The organism is Acidovorax sp. GW821-FHT10E04, assembly GCF_059415185.1.
This window is the reverse complement of record NZ_JBWKMT010000004.1, coordinates 195,946-216,222: the sequence shown is the minus strand read 5'-3', so window position 1 is coordinate 216,222 and position 20,277 is coordinate 195,946. Positions and strand designations below refer to the sequence as shown.

The following is a 20,277-nucleotide window of genomic DNA, read 5'->3' as shown; positions in this document are numbered from 1 at the left end:
CCTTCAGGGGGGGACGGCAGAGAACAGGTTTGTCTGCGCCAGTTGCTTGTCAAACGCTGCCAGCCACTGCGTGGACCATGCACGCCGCGTGCCATCGTCAATCCAGGCGGCATCCAGTCCATTGGCCAGGAAACCGCGCAGGTCCCCGGCACCAAAGCCGAAGTCGCGCACCATCATGGCCCAGGCCTGGGTGGGGTTCACGTGGTGCAGCGTGGGGTCATCGGTGTTGGGGTGAATGCGCAGGCCCGCCGCCGGCATGTGGCGGATGGGGTGGTCCAGCGCCCAGCGTTCGGGGGCCAGGGTGCGCAGGTAATACGAATTGGTGGGGACCACGGTGAAGACGATGCCCCGGTCGGCGCATTCGTGCACCAGGGCCGGGTTGTCGAGGACCGTGTAGCCGTGGTCGATGCGGTCCACCTGCAGCACGTCGAGGGCCGTGCGCACGTTGTTCCAGGGCATGCCGAACTCGCCCGCATGGGCCGTGGTCCTGAGCCCGCCCCGGCGCGCCAGCGCGTAGGCCGGGGCGAACCATTCAGGCGGGTGATCCACCTCGCGGTAGTCGATGCCGATGCCAATCACCTCGTCGCGCCGGTGGGCCAGCACCCATTCGACCATTTCGGTGGCGGCTTCGGGCGGGGCCTCGCGGTCGATGGCGGCAACCAGGCGGCCCGTGATGCCGAAGTCGGCCTCGGCATCTGCAATGGCGCGCACGATGCCTTCCAGCGCCTGCGGATAGGCCAGCCCCGATTGCCGTGCGGTACCCGTGGGGTTCCAGAAGAACTCGGCATAGCGCACGTGGTGCGCGGCGGCATCCTGCAGGTATTCGTAGGTCAGGCGGTGCAGGTCATCCGGGCTGCGGATCAGTTCGGCATCCAGCGCGCGCAGCACCCGCAGCACGCCCACGGGTTTTTCGCCCCGGGTGTAGAAGGCCTCGATCTCGGCATCGCCGATGGGGGCGCCCGCCCGGCGAACGAGGCTGGTGAACGTATCGCGCCGAACGGTGCCGAGCAGGTGACAGTGCAGCTCCACCTTGGGCAGGGCGTGGAGAAAGGCGTACAGCGGATCTGCGGGTGCGGCAAAGGTGGGCATGGCCGCATGCTATGCAGCGCGGTGTGATGGCGGAAGTGATTTAATTTGATGTTGCAATAAAAGCAACTTATGAGCAAACACCCCGCCACACGGCCCGCGGCCGAGCGCCCACCCGCGCACCGCACGCCCACGCTGCGCCAGTTGCGCAGCTTTCAGGCCGTGGCCCGGGCCCTGAGTTTTCGGCAGGCGGCTGAGGCCCTGTCGCTCACGCAGCCCGCGCTGTCCGCCTCCATCCGCGAGCTGGAGGCCGTGCTGGGCGCGCCCGTGCTGGAGCGCAGCACGCACCACGTGCGCCTCACGCCCCAGGGCGCCCTGCTGCTGCCGCAGGTGGAACGGCTCATCAATGGCTACGAACAGGGAGTGGATGGGCTGTACCGCACGCTGGACGATGGCAAGCGCACCCTGCACGTGGCCGCGCTGCCCTCAGCCATGCACCTGCTGGCCGAGCCGCTGCGGCAGTGGCTGGCGCAGCACCCGGACGTGGACCTGCGCCTGCAGGACCCCCTCAACGACGATCTGGTGGCCGCGCTGCAGCGCGGCGAGGTGGACCTGGCCTTGGGCGTCGCGCTCGATCTTCCGCCCCATATCGAGACCTTCCCCGTGGCCCACGACGACCTGGTGGCGGTGCTGCCCATCCGCCACCGGCTGGCCCGGCGCAAGCGGCTGGCATGGCAAGACCTGGCCGGCGAACGCCTGGCCCTGTTCGCGAGGGGCAGCACCTACGACCTCGCGGTGGCCACCTTGCGCCAGCACGGGGTGGACCTGGCAGCGGCAGACCAGTTGCTCTACAGCGAATCTCTCTACAGCCTGGTGCGCTGCGGGCTGGCGGTGGGGGTGATTTCCCGGCTGTACACCCACAACCTGGACGCGGCCGCCGTACGGGTGAGCCCGCTGCACGCACCGGTGATCTCGCGCCGGGTGGCGCTCATGGCGCACGCCCCCATGGGGGCGCGGCCCCCGCTGGTGCAGGATTGCCTGGAGTTCCTCACTCAGGCGCTGCGCACGGGATAAGCCGCCTGGGCGGAGACAGCCCTGGCAACCAGTCGCACCGGGCTCAGTGCCCGTGCGCCGCCCCGCTCATCTTTGGCAACACCGAATGCCACGCCGACGGCAGGGGCGTGGGTCGCACGTACCCGGGCAACGGCGGTCAGTACAGCGGCAGCCTCACGCTAACCCATCTGCCCGCGGGCACGGTGTTGACGATGACAGCCTCGTTGGACTTGGGGCGAGGTTCGGCACGTCGGAACCCTCGCTGTGCGTGGTGGTGGTGGCCGCCGGGTCGGGTGGCGGGCCCGTGGGCGGCCCTGCGGCCATCCCCGCGCTGGGCTGGCACGGCCGTCGGCCATGGTGGTGGGTGCGGGCGCGCTGCGGCAAAGGCACGCAAGGCGCACCAGAACTGCCGGCAGCGGCCGCTTTGGCACAAATGGAAGGAGCGGGTAGCGGGCGCAAGCGGCGCCTGCCTCCTGCCTGTATCTACCATGCGACGCGATGGATTGCCGGGTTGCCCGTGCCTGATGTACAAAGGCGCGAAACGTCCATCGCCCCGCCATGCCCGCCAGCCACCCCGCGCCGCCCTCGTCCATCCGCCTGGCCTCCAGCGACTTTGCGGGGCCTGACAAGGCCGCCGCGTTGCGCGAACTGTATGGGCGCGAGCTGATGCGCGTCGATCTCTGGAGCCATGCCAATGCCCAGGGCTCTTTCGAGTTTTCCACCAGCGTGACGACCTTGGGCCAGGACGTGGTCCATGCAAGGACGCTGTGCACGCCCGCCCACCAAGCGCGCTCGCGCGCGCTGATGCAGGACGGCTGCGACGACATTTTTCTGGCCACCAGCCGCGCCCCCATGGTGCTGCGGACCCCGCACGGTGAGCAGCATTTGCCTGCGAACAGCATGGTCGTGGTGTCAAAGGCGCGCGAGTACGAGGTCATCACGCCCTGTGGCGGCCCCACGGCCTGCGTGCTGATGCCGCACGCCAGCATCGCGCCCCTGGTGCCGCGCCTGGAAGAGGCTCCGCTGCTCGTGCTGCAGCCCGGTGCGCCCAGCGGCGCGCTGGCCCTGGCCTACGCCCAGCTGCTGGCCGAAAGCGCACCGCTGGCGCCGCCGCAGCAGGATCTGGCCGTGGCCCACCTGCGCGAGCTGCTGGCGGGCGCCATCGCCCCGGCCCTTCAGGCCCACCTGCCGCCAGGGCGTGCGGCACAGGCCACCCCGCGTCTGGCGCTGATCCGCCACGACATGCAGGCGCGGCTGGGGCAAGCCAGCCTTTCGCTGGAAGAGGTGGCGCGGCGCCACCACCTCACGCCGCGCCAGGTGCAGCGCCTGTTCGCGCAAGAGGGCACCTGCTTTTCCGACGCGCTGCGCGAGGCACGCCTGGACCGCGCCCGCGCGCTGCTGCAGGCCCCCGCGCAACGCCAGCGCCGCGTGCTCGACATCGCGCTCGACTGTGGCTTCGCCGACATCTCCACTTTCAACCGGGCCTTCCGCCGGCGCTTCGGGCTGGCGCCGTCCGATCTGCGCTAGGAGCCTGTCGGACTGGGGCATGTCGCCTGGTGCATGGCGCTTTTGTCGCGCCGTGCGCAGACGGCCGGGCGGTTCTTTTGAAGAATCGCCGCGATGCTGTTCACACCCGCTTACACCGCGCCGGCCCTGGCGGTCGCCCTGCTCCTACCCGCTGCTGCATCGGCCGCCACGTTCACGGTGAACGACACAGGCGACGCCCCCTTGAGCGTCTCCGTGCCCTGCAACGGCGGGATCACCCCCTGCACGCTGCGCGCCGCCATCGAGGCGGCCAACAACAATCCCGCATCGGCCGACACCATCAATTTCAACTTCTCGAGCGGCTCCGTCACCATCGAGCCCCAAAGCCCGCTGCCCGCCATCGCCGGCGTGACCACCATCGACGGCTACGCCCTCGGCGCAGGCATCCCCAACACCTTGCCCGTGGGCAATGACGCCTACATCAGCACCCGCATCGACGGTGCCAACGCGGGCGCGGGCACGCACGGCCTGCGGTTCGTGCCGGGCGCATCCGGCTCGGTGCTGCGCGGGCTCGCCATCACCGGTTTCGGGGGCCACGGCGTCGTGCTGGACGGGCAAGGCTCCGCGAACGGCTTGGTGGGCGTGGCCATCGCGGGCAACTTCATCGGCACCAATGGCAGCGGCACGGGCGGCGACCAGACCGGCGCGCTGGTCAACCTGTTCTCGGGCATCTATATCGACAACAGCGCCAGCAACACCACGGTGGGTGGCGCCAACCCGGCCGACCGCAACCTCATCGTGGCCAGCAGCAGCGGGCGGGCCGTTTCGCTGGGCGCTTCTCCAGGCACGCTGGTGCAGGGCAACTACATCGGCACGAACCGCGCGGGCACGGCACGCGTCAGCACTCATACGGGCATTGCCGTGGCCAGCCCCCAAGGCGCCGGCAGCATGGTGCGCGGCAACGTGATCGGCGCCGCCGACACGGGGGTGATCCTCCATGGCGGCGCCCGCAATGCAACGCTGCAGGGCAACGCCATCGGAGTGGGCGCCGACGGCACGGCCAGCGTGGCGGGCAGCGGCAACGGCGTGTACATCACCGACGGCGGACTGCCCCTCAGCCCGTGGTTCATCCACATCGGCGGCACCGACCCCGGCGAGGGCAACACCGTCGGCCATTGGGGGGGCAACGGCATCCGCGTGGAGCACAGCTCCGCGCCCGCTCCCGCCCTGCGCTACCACAGCTTCACGAACAACAGCATCCACGGCAACGCGGGCCGGGGCATCGCGCTGGTGGACACCGCCGGCAGCGACCCGGCCACGGTGAACAGCGGCCAGCCCGCACCCGCCATCACCGGCGCCACCAGCACGGTGGTGAATTTCAGCTTCAGCAGCGTGGCAAACACCACGCAGCGCTTCGAGGTGTTTGGCAATACCAGTTGCGGCACGCCGCAAGGGCGCGTCTTCCTCGGTTCGCTGCAAACGGGCACCGACGGCAGCGGCCAGGTGAACGGCAGCATCAATCTGCCGCCCCAGCCCGCAGGCACCTACCTGAGCATGACCGCGACGCGCTATTTCAGCGGCGGCGGCGGCAACAACCAGGAAACCTCGGAGTTTTCGGCCTGCGCGCAAGTGCCGGGCGGCCCCGCGGGCAACCCCAGCGCCATTCCGACACTGGGCCACGCGGCACTGGCGCTGCTCGCGGCCCTGCTGGCGAGCCTGGGTGCTCTTAAAAAGAGAGCTGCTCGCGCTTGATGTGCGGGCGCTAGAGGCCAAAATGATCAAAAAAAAACTGCTACCCGCCCTGCTGTGCGCCAGCGCCGCGCAGGCGGCCACCTACACCGTCAACGACGCGGGCGACGCCGCCGACGCGAACCCGGGCGACGGCCTGTGCGCCACAGCCGGCGGCACCTGCACGCTGCGCGCGGCCATCGAGCAGGCCAACGCCCACATCAGCGCGGACACCATCGCCTTCAACTTCGGCGGCGTGCCCACCACCATCAGCCTCGCCACGCCGCTGCCGCCGATCACCTACCCGGCCACCATCGACGGCTATACCAACGGCGGCACGCCCAACAGCGCGGCCACGGGCACCAACGCGGTCATTACCGTGCGCATCGACGGCGCGAACGCCGGAGCGGGGGCGAACGGCATCCTCTTCTTGAACGGCGCCTCCGATTCGGTGCTGCGCGGCGTGGCCGTCACGCGCTTCGGCGGCGCGGGCGTGATGGTGAACGCCCAGCAGATCTACAACCTGAACATGGTGCGGGTACTGGGCAACTTCATCGGCACCGACGGCAGCGGGTCGGCCGACGACGCGACGGGCCTGCTGGCCAACCGGCGGGGCATCTCCGTCATGCTCTATGCCCAGGCCACGCTCGTGGGCGACGGCACGCCCGCCGGGCGCAACCTGGTCGTGGCCCGCGCCGATGGCCAGAGCTTTTACCTCGAAGACCAGGTGGTGGACACCCACATCACCGACAACCTCATCGGCACCGACCACAGCGGCAACCAGCCGCGCGGCGGCGCGCCCATCGCCATCAGGGTGATTGGCACCAGCGGCATCACCATCCAGGGCAACGTGATCGGCGCGCGGGAGACGGGCATCGAGATAGCGAACGAAAGCCACGGGAACGCCATCGTCTCCAATCTGATCGGCGTGGGCGTCGACGGCACCTCGCCCATCGGCGGCAGCGGCCACGGCGTACTCATCCGCCACACCCAGAACGCGAACGGCGCCTTCCCCTTGCGCACCCGCGTGGGCGGCGCCAGCGCGGGCCAGGGCAACACCATCGCCCACTGGGGCGGCAACGGCATCCGCGTGCAGCGCGACGAGCTCGCCGTGGACGCGCCGGAAAGCAACCGATGGCTGGGCAACCGCATCCACAGCAACGGCGCCTTGGGGCTGGAGCTAATCGATCCTGCCAACCCCCCCGCCATGGGGGCCGACCCCGCGCAGCCCCCACCCATCTGGGCCGTGCACATGCCCATGATCGCCAGCGCCACCGGCAGCGCCGCCGGCACGCAGGTGAACACCACGCTGATGGACAGCCTGCGGCCCAGCAGCACCTACCGCGTGGAAGCCTTCGCCAACACCGCCTGCGACGCCAGCGGCTATGGCGAGGGTCAGGTCTTCCTGGGCGCCGCCGATGTGCAAACCTATCCCAGCGGCGGCTGGGCCGGCACGCTGGCCTTTGCCGCCCTGCCCGCCGGCTACACCCACGTGGCGCTGACGGCCACCGTCATCGGCCAGGACGGCTATGCGGCCAGCTCGGAGTTCTCGCGCTGCGTGGTGGTGCAGATGCAGGGCGATGGGCCAGGCGGCGGACCCGGCGCGGCCACCCCGCCCACCGTGGCGCCGGGCAGTGCCAGCGGGCCAGCGGGCCAGCCCTTCAGCCACCCCCTGGCGCAATACGTGACGGCCACCGACGGCGATGCGCTGCAGCCCTACGCGCTGCTCGGCACGCTGCCGCCGGGCGTGGCATTCGATGCCGCCACCGGCCAGCTCTCCGGCACGCCCACCGCGCCCGGCATCTACCCGCTGCTGCTGTCGGCCACCGACAAGGACGGCACCGCCAGCGCCGTGTTCACGCTGACAGTCACGGGCGCGGGCGGCCCCGGCAGCGCGGTGGCCGTGCCCACGCTGGGGCACGCGGCGCTGGCGCTGCTGTCGGCCGTGGTGGCGGGCCTGGGCGCGCTGCGCCGGCGGCGCGGCGGCTGAGCTCGGGAATCTTGCGAGGTCTCCACTTGTGCCCGGCCTTTGCGCCGGGCTTTTTTACGCCATCAGTGCCCATGCGCCGCCCCGCTCACCAGCGTGACGATGACCATGCCCGCGACGAGCCAGGCGATCTGCAGCACCGTCTCGCGTGCCGTGAGGCGCTTTTGCAGTTGCGGGATCAGGTCGGCCAGCGCCACATACACAAAGCTGCTGGACGCCACGGCCAAGAAGTAGGGCAGCAGGTCCTGCAGCTGCCCCACCAGGAAGTAGCCCACCACGCCGCCCAGCGCCGTCACGGCGCCCGCCAGGGACACTTTGACCAGCGCCATGCGGCGGTTGGGGCTGGTCTGGCGCAGCACCACCAGGTCGCCCATGTGGTGGGGCACCTCGTGCGCCAGCACCGACACGGCAGCGATCACGCCCAGCCGGATGTCGGCCAGGAAGGCGGAGGCGATCAGGATGCCGTCGCCAAAACAATGCACGCTGTCGCCCGTCAGCACGGCCCAGCCGCCGGATCGCGGGGCATGGTGGTGGTGATGGTGGTCGTGGTGCGCATGGTCGTGCCTGCCGCCGTGGTCAGGGCCGTGGCCGTGTTCAGCGCCGAGCGGATGTGCCGGCGCCTGCGCCACATGGCTGTGCTCGTGCCCGTGGTGCCAGAGTTCCGCCTTGTCCAGCAGGAAGAAGAACACCACGCCCACGAGCAGCGTGGCGAACAGGTCGTGCGCGCCCGCCTGGCTCTCGAATGCCTCGGGCAGCAGGTGCATGAAGGCCGTGGCCAGCAAGGCGCCCGCCGCCAGGCTGAGCAGGTGCTGGGGGCCGACGCTGTCCGGGCGCCCGCCCAGGCCCAGCCGCATCAGCAGCGCGGCCAGCCACACGCTGCCAATGCCCGCGGCCAGTGTGGCCAGGATGATTGCTACCAAAGTCATAGCTTCTTGCGCTTTATAGATATGCCCTGGAGCCTATTTTCGTTCAAATACCGCATCCCGGATGCGAGATTAAAAAAGCCGCCCCGGGTGAGGGCGGCTGCGGTGGCCAGGGACTTCCCCTGCCGGGCCCGCGTGGGCCCACGCTGCCTCAGGCCACGCCGTGTGTCTTGAACCAGGCGAGGGCCCGCTTCCAGCCGTCCTCGGCCGCTTCCTTGCGGTAGCTCGGGCGGTAGTCGGCATGAAAGGCATGGGGCGCGTCCGGGTACACCACGAATTCCGACGCCTTGGCCTGCGGCGAACCGCTGGCCAGCGCGGCTTTCATCTTATCAATCGTGTCAAGGGCGATGCCCGTGTCCTTCTCGCCGTACAGGCCCAGCACCGGCGCCTTGAGGATGGGCGCGATGTCCACCGGGTGCTTGGGCGTGAGTTCGCCCGGCTGCCCCACGAGGCGGCCATACCAGGCCACGCCCGCCTTCACGGGGCCATGCGCGGCGTACAGCCAGGTGATGCGGCCGCCCCAGCAAAAACCCGTGATGCCCACGCGCGCGGCGTCGCCGCCATTGGCGGTGGCCCATTGCACCGCGCCGTCCAGGTCGGCCATCACCTGCGCATCGGGCACCTTGGACACCACTTCGGCCATGAGCTTGGCCACTTCGGTGTACTGGGACGGGTCGCCCTGGCGCGCATACAGTTGCGGCGCGATGGCCAGGTACCCGGCCTTGGCGAAGCGGCGGCAGGTGTCGGCGATGTATTCGTGCACGCCAAAGATTTCCTGGATCACCAGCACCACGGGCAGGCCGGTCTTGCCGGCGGGCGCGGCGCGGTAGGCGGGCACCTTGAAGCCGTTCACGGTAAAGCTCACCTCGCCCGCCGTGAGCCCGTCCGCCGGCGTGGCGATGGCCGTCTGCGCCATGATGGGCGCGGCCGCGGCCGCATAACCCAGCCCCAGGGCAGCCTGCAGCGCGGTGCGCCGCGTGGCGCCGGCGTCGGTGCTGCGGCCGGGCAGCAGGGCCCGGGCGTCGGAATGGAGGTCGTCATTGAACATCGGGTTTCTCCAGGAAAAGAAGGATGGGCAAGGGATGGGAACCGCAGTCTAGGGGGTTTGCCGCATCCCCGCTTCCCTGGGTACCGAAAAACAGGGACCGCTGCTAGACTTTCCGCAGACCGGCACCGCACCCAGCCGCTGGCCCCCTGGTTGTGCGCCACCACGGCGCGCCCTGGGGCGGTCGATCCCTTCACCAGAGAGACCCGTGACCGCCACCTTGGGAAACCCTGCACGATGAGCCCGCCCCCACCCCGCGAAGACCCGCTGGCGCTGCCGGTGGCGGGGCTCTGCGGCGTGGGCGGGCTGGCGCTGCTGGGCTGGGCCCTGGCGGGCCAGGATGCCGGCAACGGCACCGCGCGCGCCATGCTGGCCGCCGCGGGCGTGGCACTGGCGGCGCTGGCCCTGCTGCACGGGCGGCTGGCGCTGCGGGCCCGGCGCCTGCGCCGCGACGCCGCCGCGTTGCGCCAGGCGGCCGGGCGCGCCAGCATGCAGCTGTCCGCCACCCTCGACATCCTGCCCGACGGGCTCGCGATCTACGACGCCGAAGACCGGCTCGTGCTGTGCAACGCGCAGTACCGCCAGGTGGCCGCGGACTCCGTGATGCCGCTGGAGTACGGCACCCGCTTCGAGGACGTGCTGCGCCGTGCCGCGCAATCGGGCAGGATCACCGCCGCCCTGCCCGACACCGAGGCCTGGCTGCGCGAGCGCATGGCGCGCCACCGCTCTCCGGCGGGCCCCGAGGTGCAGGAGATGCAGGGCGACCGCTGGCTGCGGATCACCGAACGCGGCCTGGACGGCGGGGGCGTGGTGGTGCTGCGCACCGACATCACCGAGGCCGTGCACAGCGAGCGCGCGCTCAAGCGGGCCCTGCACGACGCCGAGCGCGCCGAGCGCAGTCTGCGCGAGGCGGTCGACGCCATGCCGGCGGGACTCGAAATCTACGACGAGACCGACCGCCTGGTGCTGTGCAACAGCCACATGGAGCGCCTGCGGCCCCACCTGCGCTCGGAGACCTCGCTGGGCAAGACGTATGAGGAACTGCTGCGCGAGGGCCTTCGCCAGGGCATCCCCGAAGCGGCGCAGGGCCAGGAAGAGCTGTGGCTGGCGCACGAGATGGCGCTGCGGGGCCACCGCCCAGGCCCCGAGGTGCGCCATGAAGGGGGCGGCGCGTGGATCCACATGCACGAAAGCCGCACGCCGTCGGGCATGACGGTGTGCGTGCGCCTGGACATCACCGACCTCATCGAACAGCGGCAGGCGGCCGAGGCGGCCCGCCAGGAAAGCCAGCACACCCGCCAGCTGCTCGAGCGCGCCGTGGAGGCGCTGCCCGTGAGCATCGAGATCTTCGACGAGCAGGACCGGCTGGTGCTCTACAACCAGCAGCTGTCGCGCATGTACCCGCACATGAACTACGCGGAGCACCTGGGCAGGAGCTTTGCCGACATCCTGCGGCATTCGGTGGACCGGGGACTGATTCCGTCCGCCCACGGCCGCGAGGAGGCCTGGATCGCCGAGCGCCTGTCCGAGCATGGCAGCCGCACCTCCACCCTGGTGCAGCGGCTGGCCGACGGGCGCTGGATCAACATCTACGAGACCCGCACGCCCGAGAACTACGTGGTGGCGGTACGCCTGGACATCACCGACCTGATCGAGCAGCGCCAGGCGCTGGAGGCCGCGCAGGAGGCCGCGCACAAGGCTCGCGAGCTGCTGCAGGACGCCGTGGAATCGCTGCCCGAGGGCTTTGCCCTCTTCGATGCCGACGACAGGCTCGTGGTGTGCAACGCCCAGTACCGCAAGCTGTACCCCATTTCCGCGCCCATGATCGTGCCCGGCAGCACCTTCGAGCAGATCGCGCGCTACGGTGTCGAGCGTGGCCAATACCTCGACGCGGTGGGCAACGAGGAAGACTGGATCGCGCAGCGCGTGGCCGACCACCGCGCCGCCAGCCAGGCCGTTCTGCAGCGCCTGCCCCACGGCCGGTGGCTGCAGGCCGACGAGCGGCGCACCCCCCAGGGCGGCATCGCCGGCGTGCGCACCGACGTGACGCTGCTCGTGCGCAAGGAGCAGGAACTGGCGGCCGCCAACGAGAAGCTGGCCCTGCTGTCCACCACCGATGGCGTGACGGGCATCGGCAACCGGCGCCGCTTCGACGAGCGGCTGGCCACCGAATGGCTGCGCTGCGGCCGCCACCAGGCGCCGCTGGCGGTGGTGCTGATCGACATCGACCACTTCAAGCTCTACAACGACCACTACGGCCACATCGCCGGCGACGCCTGCCTGCGCCACGTGGCGCAACTGCTGCAGGCCACCATCCGCCGCGCGGACGAGGTGGCCGCCCGCTACGGCGGTGAAGAGTTCGTGCTGCTGCTGCCCGACACCCTGCTGCCCGATGCCGTGACCGTGGCCCAGCGCTGCATGGACGGACTGCGCGAGGCCGCCCTGCCCCACCCGCGCTCGCCCACGGCCCCCATGCTCACCCTGAGCATCGGGGTGGCCAGCCTGGTGCCCCGCCCCGATACCGGATCGGACACCCTGGTGCAGGCGGCCGATGCCGCGCTGTACCGCGCCAAGCATGGCGGACGCAACCGGTTCGAGGTGTTCTCCCCGCCGCCCTCCACGCTCACCGCGGCATGAAGTCCGGCGGGTACGTGAGCGAATCCACCAGCAGCAGGTGAGGCATCCGCATGCCCGGTTTCATCCACCCTGGGTGCAATGGGCGCGGTGAAGCATTTGTCGTACACGCGGTGTGCGTGCTGAACCAGGCCATCCCCGGGATTCAGGCCGGGTGGGCCGCAGGCCGGGCGGGTGGCAGGGTCGCGTCGCGGTACGCATGCCGAGCCAATGCGCTGGCCAGCACCAGCGAGGGGTTCACCAGCGCCACCCCGTCCAGGCGCGGGCTTTCGCTCAGCGCCAGCGGGATCTCGGTGCAGCCCATGATGAGCGTGGACACGCCGTGGCGCCGCTGCAACGCCCGCGAGACGGACTCGAACCGGTCCCGCGCCAGGGCATAGTCGCCGGCCTTCACGCCGCCGTAGATGCCCTGCATCAGCGCGTCCTGCTCCGCGAGCGTGGGCACGAAGCACTCGATGCGGCTGTACGCCAGCTCGCGCTGGTACAGGCCCGCGTCGTAGGCGCCCCGGGTGGCCAGCAGGCCCACGCCCTGCACCCCGGCGGCGGCCAGGCCGCCCACCACCTCCTGCATGCCGTGCAGCACCACCATCTGCGGGAACCGCTGCTGCAGCAGGCCATGCCAGGCATGGGCCGTGTTGCAGGCAATGGCCACCACGCGGGCCCCCAGCGCCGCGAGCCGCCCCGTGGCCTGCAGCATGGGCTCGGCCGGCTGGTGCGCGCCCGCACGGGTGTCGCTCAGCGCCGCCGTGCGGTCCGGGATCGGCACCTGCGCCAGCCAGTGCTCGGGATAGGCCTGGTCGTGCACGGGAATGCCCAGCGCGCCCATGCGCTCGGTACAGGCCTGCACGAACAGGCGCACGAAATCAGCCCCCGCGGCGGGGCCCATGCCCCCGAGGATTCCCACCACCTGCGGCAGCGGGCCGTGGCTTGCGGACACTGGCACGTGCTCTGCGGCTCGCGCTTCAAAGGGCCGGCTTGTCGCTCTGCGCCACCAGGTTCTCGCGCAGCTCGGTGCTCATGGGCAGGTTGAGGTTCTGGTTGCGTGGCGGCACGGGCGAGCTGAACCACTTGGTGTAGAGCTTCTCGAATTCGCCGGACTTCATCATCGTGCCGATCACGCCGTTGACGAGCGCCTGGAACTGCGGGTCGTCCTTGCGCAGCATGCAGGCGTAGGGCTCGACCTGCAGCGAGTCGCCCACCACCGCCCAGTCGGCCGGATTGCGCACATTGCCCATCAGGCCGAAGAGCAGGATGTCGTCCATGGCGAACGCCTCGGCGCGGCCGCTGTCCACCAGCAGCACGGCATCGTCGTGGTCCTTGCCCAGCACGATGTCCAGATCGAGGTTGTTGTCCCGGCTGTACTTGCGCAGCACCTGCGCATTGGTGGTGCCGGAGGTGCTCGCCACCTTCTTCTTGGCCAGGTCGGCGTAGTTCTTCACGCCCGACGACTTCTTGGTCAGCAGGCGCGTGCCGGTGTAGAAGTAGTTGATGGCGAACTGCACGTCCTTGCCGCGCGTGCTGTTGTTGGTGGTGGAGCCGCACTCCAGGTCGATGGTGCCGTTCTGCAGCAGCGGGATGCGGTTCTGCGAGGTGACCGCCTGCAGCTCCACCTTGAGCGCAGGGTTGCTCACGCGCTTCTTCACCGCGTCGACCACCGCGTTGGTGATGTCCACCGCGAAGCCCACCGGCGCGCCCGGGCCGGCCAGGTAGCTGAAGGGCACCGACGACTCGCGGTAGGCCACGGTGATCTTGCCCGACTCGGCAACCTTCTTGAGGGTGTCGGCACTGGCCACGGTGCTGGCCAGCAGTCCGGTGGCCACGATGGCGGCGTTGGTGAGGGCAGAGAGCTTCATGGAAATCCCTTTGTGCAAAAGCAGATGGATGGAGGGGGAGCAAGCAAGCAAGCGAACGAACGAACGAACATGAATGATGGAATGAATGCGAAAAATCCGGACGCAGGGGCACTGTAGGAATTTGCGCCGCCCTTGAACAATTCATTTGCACGGGTAGGCCATGACGAAAAGTTATGCCGCCAGACTGGTGCACGCCATCGCACCATCCGCGTGCCTCTTTCCACGAGGCCCTCGCAACTTATGCACCCGCGCGCGCCCTTCCCGTGCGCGCATCCACATAACTTCCCGGCATGGCTGCCCCGCGCATTGGCATTGTTCAGGCGCCGGCCCGCGCCCTACATTGCGCTTCCATCCACCAAAAAGCCCACAAGATGCAGGTATGTGTCCTCGGCGCAGGCATCGTCGGCCTGGCCACCGCGTATGAACTCCACCAGCGCGGCATGCAGGTGACCGTGGTCGACCAGGCCCAGCCCGGCGCCGGCGCCAGCGGCGGCAACGGTGCGCAGCTGAGCTACAGCTACGTGCAGCCGCTCGCGGACGCGGGCATCTGGGCCCAGCTGCCCCGGCTGCTGCTGTCGCCCCAGTCCCCTCTCAAGCTGCGCCCGCAGTGGGACCCCCACCAGTGGCGCTGGGGCGTGGCGTTCCTGCGCGCCTGCAACCGGCGCACGTCGGAGCAGAGCACCCGGCAACTGCTCGATCTGGCCGCGCTGAGCCGCCGCCGGTTCGAGGCCATGCTGCGGGCCGAGCAGCTCGACTGCGACTTTTCGACCACCGGCAAGCTGGTGCTGTACGACACGCCCGCGGGCCTCGCGGGCGCGCGCCGGCAGATGGAACTGCAGCGCCCCTGGGGCCGCCCGCAGGAGGCCGTGTCCGCCGCGCGGTGCGTGGAGCTGGAACCCGCCCTCGCCCATTACGAGCGCCACATCGCGGGCGCCATCCACACGCCCAGCGAATGCGCGGCCGATTGCCTCAAGGTCTGCCAGGGCCTGCAGGACCTGCTTGCTGCGCGCGGCGTGCGCTTCGTGCTCGGCGCCCGGGTGGAGGACTTCGTGCGCGAGGGGCAGCACATCCAGGCCGTCCACACCAGCCAGGGGGCCATCGAGGCGCGGCAGTTCGTGCTGGCCTTGGGCAGTGCCAGCCATGCCGTGGCGCGGACACTGGGCGTTCGCCTCCCGGTCTACCCGCTCAAGGGCTACAGCATCACGCTCGATGCCACGGGCGACGCGGGCGCCGCGCCACGCGTCAACGTGACCGATGCGGCGCGCAAGGTGGTGTTCGCGCGCATTGGCCAGCGCCTGCGCGTGGCGGGCATGGCGGAACTGGTGGGGCACGATGCGCAGATTCCTCCCGCGCGCATCCGCAGCCTGTGCCAGGCCACGAGCGCGGTCTTTCCACGCTGCAGCGACTTTGGCGAGCTGCGCCCCTGGACGGGCATGCGCCCGGCCACGCCCACCGGCGTGCCCGTGGTGGGCCGCCATGTCCGTGCGCCCGCCAACCTGCTGCTGAACACGGGGCACGGCGCCCTGGGTTTCACCCTCGCGTTCGGCACCGCGGCCCAGGTGGCGCAGCTGCTCGCGCCGGCCTGAGCGTACGGCGCTGCCCGTGCCCGCCACGGCGGGCTGCGGGAGCGCGCCGCCAGCTCAATCGGCCACGGGCAGGCCCACGGATTCCATGGTCTCGGCCACCGCCTGGCGCATGCAACGCGTCATGGCGCTGGCCAGCAGCGAGCTGGGCCGGTTCACGGTGCGCAGCGACTTGATGGGCACGGCGATATGGGGCGCGAGCGCCAGCACGTCGACCTTGCCGCGGTCCGCCGATGCGGCGGTGCACGCATCCACCACCGCCACCGCATGCCCGTGGTGCGCCAGCGCCAGCGCCGCGTGGTAAGTCTGCACGGTGATCGCCGTCTTCAGGCCCACGCCCGCTTCGCGGCATGCATGGTTGACCACGGTGCCGATGGGGTCGCGCACGTCCAGGCGCACCACGGGCGTCTCCACCAGATCGGCCAGGTGCACGGTGCCCGAGCGCACCAGCGCCGCATCGAGCATGCCCTTGGGCGCCACGCAGAGCATGCGCCCATCGGCCAGGTGCTCCTGCGTGAGCGAGGGGTGCGCCACGGCGCTGAACACGAAGCCCACGTCGGCTTCCTGCAGCACCAGGGCCGAGACGATCTGGGGCGAATGCAGCGCATCGATGGTGATCACCACGTCCGGGTGCGCCTGGCGAAAGAACCGCAGCGCGCGCGGCAGCACTTCGTAGCTCAGCGCCAGCACGCTCAGGATGTGCAGCTCGCCTTCGCGCCGGTCGCTCTTCAAGCTGTTGGCCAGGCGCTGCACGTCGTCGAGCTGGGTGAACAGGCGCTCGATGTGGGGGTACAGGGTCTGCGCCTCGGTGGTGGGCACCAGCCGGCCCTTGAGGCGGTGGAACAGCGGAAAACCGAGCTGCAGCTCCGCGTGGGCGAGGATGCGGCTCACGGCGGGTTGGGTGACGTTGATGAGGCGGGCCGCCGCGCTCACACTGCCGGTGAGCATGACGGCGTTGAAAACTTCTATGTGGCGAAGGCGCATGGTGCAACGATGCAAGGAACGCGCCGGGCACGCAATCCTTGAATCTCCCCATTGCGGAAACGGGCTGCGGCAGCCCGGTCGGGCGGCTAGCTGGCGGCCGTAACGGTTCTACAACGACATCGACGGCCGCGCCGCCATGGCCGCGCGCCAGCGCAGCAGGTGCGGGTGCTGCTCGCCCGGCTTGTGCTTGACCACGCGCGCAAAGTCCACCGCCACCCCGGCCGTGATGTCGGCCACGCTGAAGCGGTCGGTGGCCATGAAGTCGCGGCCCGCCAGGCGCTCGTTGAGCAGCTGAAAGAACTGCCCCACCCGCACCAGCCCACGCTCGGCCAGGGCCGGGATCTGCGGATAGTCCACCGCGCCCGGCAGCGCCCGGTTGACCATGGCGGGCGCGCTGTTGCGCAGCGCCTCGGCAATGGCCTGCAGGCCCTCGAACTCCATGCGCCAGTTCCAGCTAGCGATCTCGGCCTTTTCTGCAGGCGTCTCGCCCAGCAGTGCAGGCTGCGGGTAGCGCGCTTCGAGATACGCGGTGATCGCCGCGTTGTCGGTCAGCAGCAAACCCTCTTCGGTGCGCAACGCGGGCACCGTGCACTGCGGGTTGATGCGCCGGTAGGCCTCGCCCAGTTGCTCGCCATTGCGCAGGTCCACCTGCACGGTGTCGTGGGCAACGCCCTTTTCTGCCAGCAGGATGCGCGCACGGCGCGGGCTGGGCGCGGTGGCGCAGTCGTACAAAGTGATCATGATGACGCCTTGCAAAAAACTCAGCGTGCGGGTGAAGAAGCTGCTGCCGCCGCCTCGATCTTGTCCTGCGTCTTGGTGTCAAAGTCGCTGGCGTCATGCCGCTCGCGCAACTGGCTGGCCGGGTCGCCATTGACGCGGTTGACCTTGCGCCCGCGCTGCACCGCCGGGCGCTTGGCAACTTGCTCGGCCCAGCGCACCACATGCGTGTACTCGTGCACCTGCAAGAACTCGCCTGCGTTGTAGGCCTGCCCTTTCACCAGCAAGCCATACCAGGGCCAGATCGCGATGTCCGCCACCGTGTACTCATCCCCCGCCACATACTCGGTCACTGCCAGGCGCTGGTTCAGCACATCCAGCTGGCGCTTGGCCTCCATCGCATAGCGGTCAATCGCATATTCGATCTTGACCGGCGCATAGGCATAGAAATGCCCAAATCCGCCGCCCACAAACGGCGCACTGCCCATCTGCCAGAACAGCCACGACAGGCACTCGGCCCGCGCCGCGCCCTCTTTGGGCAAGAAGGCGCTGTCGAACTTCTCGGCCAGGTACATCAGGATGGCGCCGGACTCAAACACGCGCACTGGGTGGGCCGGATCCGTGCGGTCCAGCAGTGCAGGGATCTTGGAGTTGGGGTTCACGGAAACAAACCCGCTACCGAACTGCTCCCCCCCGTTGATGCGAATCAGCCACGCGTCGTACTCCGCGCCGCTGTGGCCCAGCGCGAGCAGCTCTTCCAGCATGACCGTCACCTTCACGCCATTGGGCGTGCCCAGCGAATACAGCTGCAGCGGGTGCCTCCCCACGGGCAATTCCTTGTCGTGCGTGGCACCGGCGATGGGCCGGTTGATGCTGGCGAAATGGCCGCCGTTTTCCTTGTTCCATTGCCAGATGGCGGGTGGGGTGTAAGGGGTGGGATCGGGCATGCAGGGGCTCCAGGCAAATGTGGGAGAGGCGGCCATGCGGCCACGGGTTGCCTCACGAGTTTAGCGGCGACCCTGCGCGCCTGCATGGCTACCACCCATGCCCTTTCCGGCGTCCGCTTCCAGACTCTTTCATGGAGCAGGGCAATGCCGGGGGCACCGCAGAGCGGGGTCGACCAGGCAGCCTCGGCGGCCCGCACCGGAGGACCGCGACGCGGCTCAGAACGTATGCGCGATGCCGCTGCTGATCCCGGTGGCTCGGCTCTTGGGGGCCGCGCCCTGGTAGCCCGCGCGCCAGCGGGTACGGTCCAGCTCGGCGTAGAGCTTGGTGCGGCGTGAGAATTTATATTCTGCAAACAGCATGGTCCGGCTGTACCCGTCCTCCCTGGCCCCGGTGCGCTCGCGCTCCACGCGGTACCACGCCGCGGTGAGGTCGATCGTGTTCGTCGCCGACCAGGTGGCGCCGGCCGAATGGGTGCGCTGCCCGGTGCGGGCCGATGCTGACGTCTGCGCATGGTTGCGCGCGGTGTTGACCGCCAGGCGCACGCTGCCGGACTGGTAGGCAGCGCCCAGCGTGGCGGCACGCAGCAGCAGGTCTGCCGCCGTGGTGAACCGCTGGAAAGCCCCCGAGATGACCCAGCCCCCGGCCGTGTACGCCAGGCCGGCACCGGCCGAGTGCTGGGCGGCGGTGGACCCGGCGTTTTCACCCACGCTGTACATCGCCCGGGCCGTGACCGGACCGAAGAAACCGGTGTATTTGAAGGAGTTGTCCAGCCGGTACGACCCGCTGGAAGACCCGGTGGCACCGTACTCCACCCCGAGGCCGTGGTTACTCAAGGCCGCAGTGACGATGTTGGGATTGAAGGCCGCAAAGCGCATACCCACGGCATCCACCGGGCTGACGGCATCGGCCAACAGATTGGTCTGACGCCCAAGGGTGACCTGCCCCCACGAACCACCGACGCCAACGATGGCGGCTCGATCAAAGAACTTGGTGACGTTGGCCGTGCTGCCCGTGTCCACGTTCAGGCCCGTCTCCAGGTTGAAGAGCGCGTACATGCCATCGCCCAGGTCCTCGCGGCTGCGGAACCCGATGCGGCTGGTGTTGTCGACCCCGCTGGCCAGGCCGGTGGCCGACGCGGCGGCCGGTGCGTTGGCGGAGGTCATGCCCGAGGTGTGCCGCACGCTGGCGTCGACGATGCCATACACGGTGGGGCCACCCTGCTGGGCAAATGCGAAGGCCGGCGCACTCAGTGCGGCGACGAGGACAGGAATCAAGCGGGTCATAGGACTCTTTTGTCGTTGTAGTGATGTGCGCGCAGCCGCCAGCCGCACCGTGCAAAGCCGGTGCCTGTCGTGTCTGAGGTGCGCGCAGGAAGGGGCATGCGCCCCGGGCGCAGGGGGCGTGCCTGGGCGGTGCCGGGAGTCGCCGCGTCAGCGAGCGGTGGCGGGCTCCATGCCGGTACTGCGGATGATGGGTGCTGCAGCCGACGCCGAAAGGAAGCGGATCAGATGGCGGGCCGCTTCCGGATTGGTCGACCCAGCCGCCACCCCGGCCGAGAAAAACACGCGCTGCTGCACTTCGTCCGGCAACGGGCCGACAAACTCCAGCTCCTTGAACGGCAACAGCTCACTCACCTGCTGAAAGCCGATCTCGGCATCGCCGCGCAGCACCACCGCGCCCACGCGTTCGCTGAATATCTTGGTGGCCTTGTCCTTGATCTGCTCCGCGACACCCAGACGCGGGAACAATTCGGTCGACAGATAGACGCCGCTCGCGCTGGCCGAGTAGGCGATGGATTTGGCATCGAGCAGCGTCTTCTTGAGCGCATCGACCGTGCTGATGTCGGGCTTGGGCGTGCCCTTGCGCACGCTCATGCCGATCATCGAACGCGCGAGATCCACGCGGCTGCCCTGCTGCACCTTGCCCTGGGCAATGAGTGCCTCCAGGCCCGAATCGGCCAGGATGACGATATCGAACTGCTCGTTGCGGGCAAAACGGCTCGGGATCGAATCGGGCGCGTTGCCCATGGATGCACCCCGCTCCGTGACCACCTTGTGGCCGGTGGCCTGCTCGTACAGCGGGATCAACTGGTCGTACGCAGCCGAGAAGCCGCCCGATGTGACCACGCGGATCTCTGCGGCCTGGACGCTGGCCGGCACGGCGCCCGCCATGCCCAGGCCCACCGCCAGCGCGGTGCCCAGCATGGCGTTCAGGAATCGTCGGCGCGGCGCCCGCGGGGGCCGGGTAGTCGTCGAATGGACGGATTGCATGTCTTGTCTCCTGATGTCTTGTTGGAATGCGGGGCGCTGCG

16 protein-coding genes are annotated in these 20,277 nt (G+C 69.6%); 6 read left to right on the top strand and 10 right to left on the bottom strand.

Translation table 11 applies throughout. From position 1 onward, the window contains the following. Positions 1-3 precede the first annotated feature (3 nt). Positions 4-1,089, bottom strand: coding sequence for an adenosine deaminase (add, locus tag AC07OC_RS14435; RefSeq protein WP_218340058.1), 1,086 nt, complete (start codon positions 1,087-1,089; stop codon positions 4-6). Between the two features lie 69 nt (positions 1,090-1,158). Between add and AC07OC_RS14430 the strand changes: the two genes are divergently transcribed. The 4 genes from AC07OC_RS14430 (at position 1,159) to AC07OC_RS14415 (ending at position 7,282) form a co-directional block, all read left to right on the top strand. After that, complete coding sequence (locus AC07OC_RS14430) at positions 1,159-2,100, top strand: LysR family transcriptional regulator (protein WP_218340057.1); 942 nt, start codon at positions 1,159-1,161, stop codon at positions 2,098-2,100. A gap of 537 nt (positions 2,101-2,637) precedes the next feature. After that, positions 2,638-3,606, top strand: a complete 969-nt coding sequence (locus AC07OC_RS14425) for a helix-turn-helix transcriptional regulator (RefSeq protein ID WP_218340056.1) — start codon at positions 2,638-2,640, stop codon at positions 3,604-3,606. A 93-nt stretch (positions 3,607-3,699) separates the two neighbouring features. After that, a complete protein-coding gene (locus AC07OC_RS14420) occupies positions 3,700-5,316 on the top strand; it encodes an IPTL-CTERM sorting domain-containing protein (RefSeq protein ID WP_218340055.1) in 1,617 nt (538 codons plus the stop codon). Between the two features lie 22 nt (positions 5,317-5,338). Then, positions 5,339-7,282 (top strand): IPTL-CTERM sorting domain-containing protein, encoded by a 1,944-nt coding sequence (locus AC07OC_RS14415; protein WP_494601576.1) that lies wholly within the window; start codon positions 5,339-5,341, stop codon positions 7,280-7,282. A 62-nt stretch (positions 7,283-7,344) separates the two neighbouring features. Here the strand turns inward: AC07OC_RS14415 and AC07OC_RS14410 are convergent, their stop codons facing one another. Next, positions 7,345-8,205: a ZIP family metal transporter gene (locus AC07OC_RS14410; RefSeq protein WP_218295663.1), complete on the bottom strand. Its 861-nt coding sequence runs from the start codon at positions 8,203-8,205 to the stop codon at positions 7,345-7,347. A 148-nt stretch (positions 8,206-8,353) separates the two neighbouring features. Next, positions 8,354-9,250, bottom strand: a complete 897-nt coding sequence (locus AC07OC_RS14405) for a dienelactone hydrolase family protein (protein ID WP_218340053.1) — start codon at positions 9,248-9,250, stop codon at positions 8,354-8,356. Positions 9,251-9,484: 234 nt separating this feature from the next. On the opposite strand from AC07OC_RS14405, the gene AC07OC_RS14400 reads away from it, so the two are divergent. Further along, a complete protein-coding gene (locus AC07OC_RS14400; protein ID WP_218340052.1) occupies positions 9,485-11,884 on the top strand; it encodes a sensor domain-containing diguanylate cyclase in 2,400 nt (799 codons plus the stop codon). Between the two features lie 142 nt (positions 11,885-12,026). On the opposite strand, the gene AC07OC_RS14395 is transcribed toward AC07OC_RS14400, so the two are convergent. Further along, complete coding sequence (locus AC07OC_RS14395; RefSeq protein ID WP_370627790.1) at positions 12,027-12,824, bottom strand: aspartate/glutamate racemase family protein; 798 nt, start codon at positions 12,822-12,824, stop codon at positions 12,027-12,029. A 19-nt stretch (positions 12,825-12,843) separates the two neighbouring features. Further along, positions 12,844-13,734 carry a transporter substrate-binding domain-containing protein gene (locus tag AC07OC_RS14390; protein WP_218340051.1) on the bottom strand — a complete coding sequence of 297 codons (891 nt, stop codon included), beginning with the start codon at positions 13,732-13,734 and terminating at the stop codon, positions 12,844-12,846. A 371-nt stretch (positions 13,735-14,105) separates the two neighbouring features. Here AC07OC_RS14390 and AC07OC_RS14385 point away from each other — a divergent pair, with 371 nt between their 5' ends. Further along, the gene (locus AC07OC_RS14385) at positions 14,106-15,320 is read left to right on the top strand and encodes a D-amino acid dehydrogenase (protein WP_218295668.1); all 1,215 of its coding nucleotides are present in this window, start codon (positions 14,106-14,108) and stop codon (positions 15,318-15,320) included. Between the two features lie 54 nt (positions 15,321-15,374). Here AC07OC_RS14385 and AC07OC_RS14380 read toward each other — a convergent pair whose 3' ends face one another. From AC07OC_RS14380 to AC07OC_RS14360, 5 genes are all read right to left on the bottom strand, one after another. Continuing rightward, positions 15,375-16,301 (bottom strand): LysR family transcriptional regulator, encoded by a 927-nt coding sequence (locus AC07OC_RS14380; protein ID WP_218340050.1) that lies wholly within the window; start codon positions 16,299-16,301, stop codon positions 15,375-15,377. Between the two features lie 108 nt (positions 16,302-16,409). After that, entirely contained in the window at positions 16,410-17,042 is a 633-nt protein-coding gene (locus AC07OC_RS14375; RefSeq protein ID WP_218340049.1) for a glutathione S-transferase family protein, read from the bottom strand. A 20-nt stretch (positions 17,043-17,062) separates the two neighbouring features. Then, entirely contained in the window at positions 17,063-17,965 is a 903-nt protein-coding gene (gene yghU / locus AC07OC_RS14370) for a glutathione-dependent disulfide-bond oxidoreductase (RefSeq protein WP_218340048.1), read from the bottom strand. 216 nt (positions 17,966-18,181) lie between these two features. Further along, the gene (locus AC07OC_RS14365) at positions 18,182-19,249 is read right to left on the bottom strand and encodes a porin (protein WP_218340047.1); all 1,068 of its coding nucleotides are present in this window, start codon (positions 19,247-19,249) and stop codon (positions 18,182-18,184) included. Positions 19,250-19,396: 147 nt separating this feature from the next. Next, complete coding sequence (locus tag AC07OC_RS14360) at positions 19,397-20,236, bottom strand: substrate-binding domain-containing protein (RefSeq protein WP_218340046.1); 840 nt, start codon at positions 20,234-20,236, stop codon at positions 19,397-19,399. Positions 20,237-20,277: the final 41 nt, after the last annotated feature.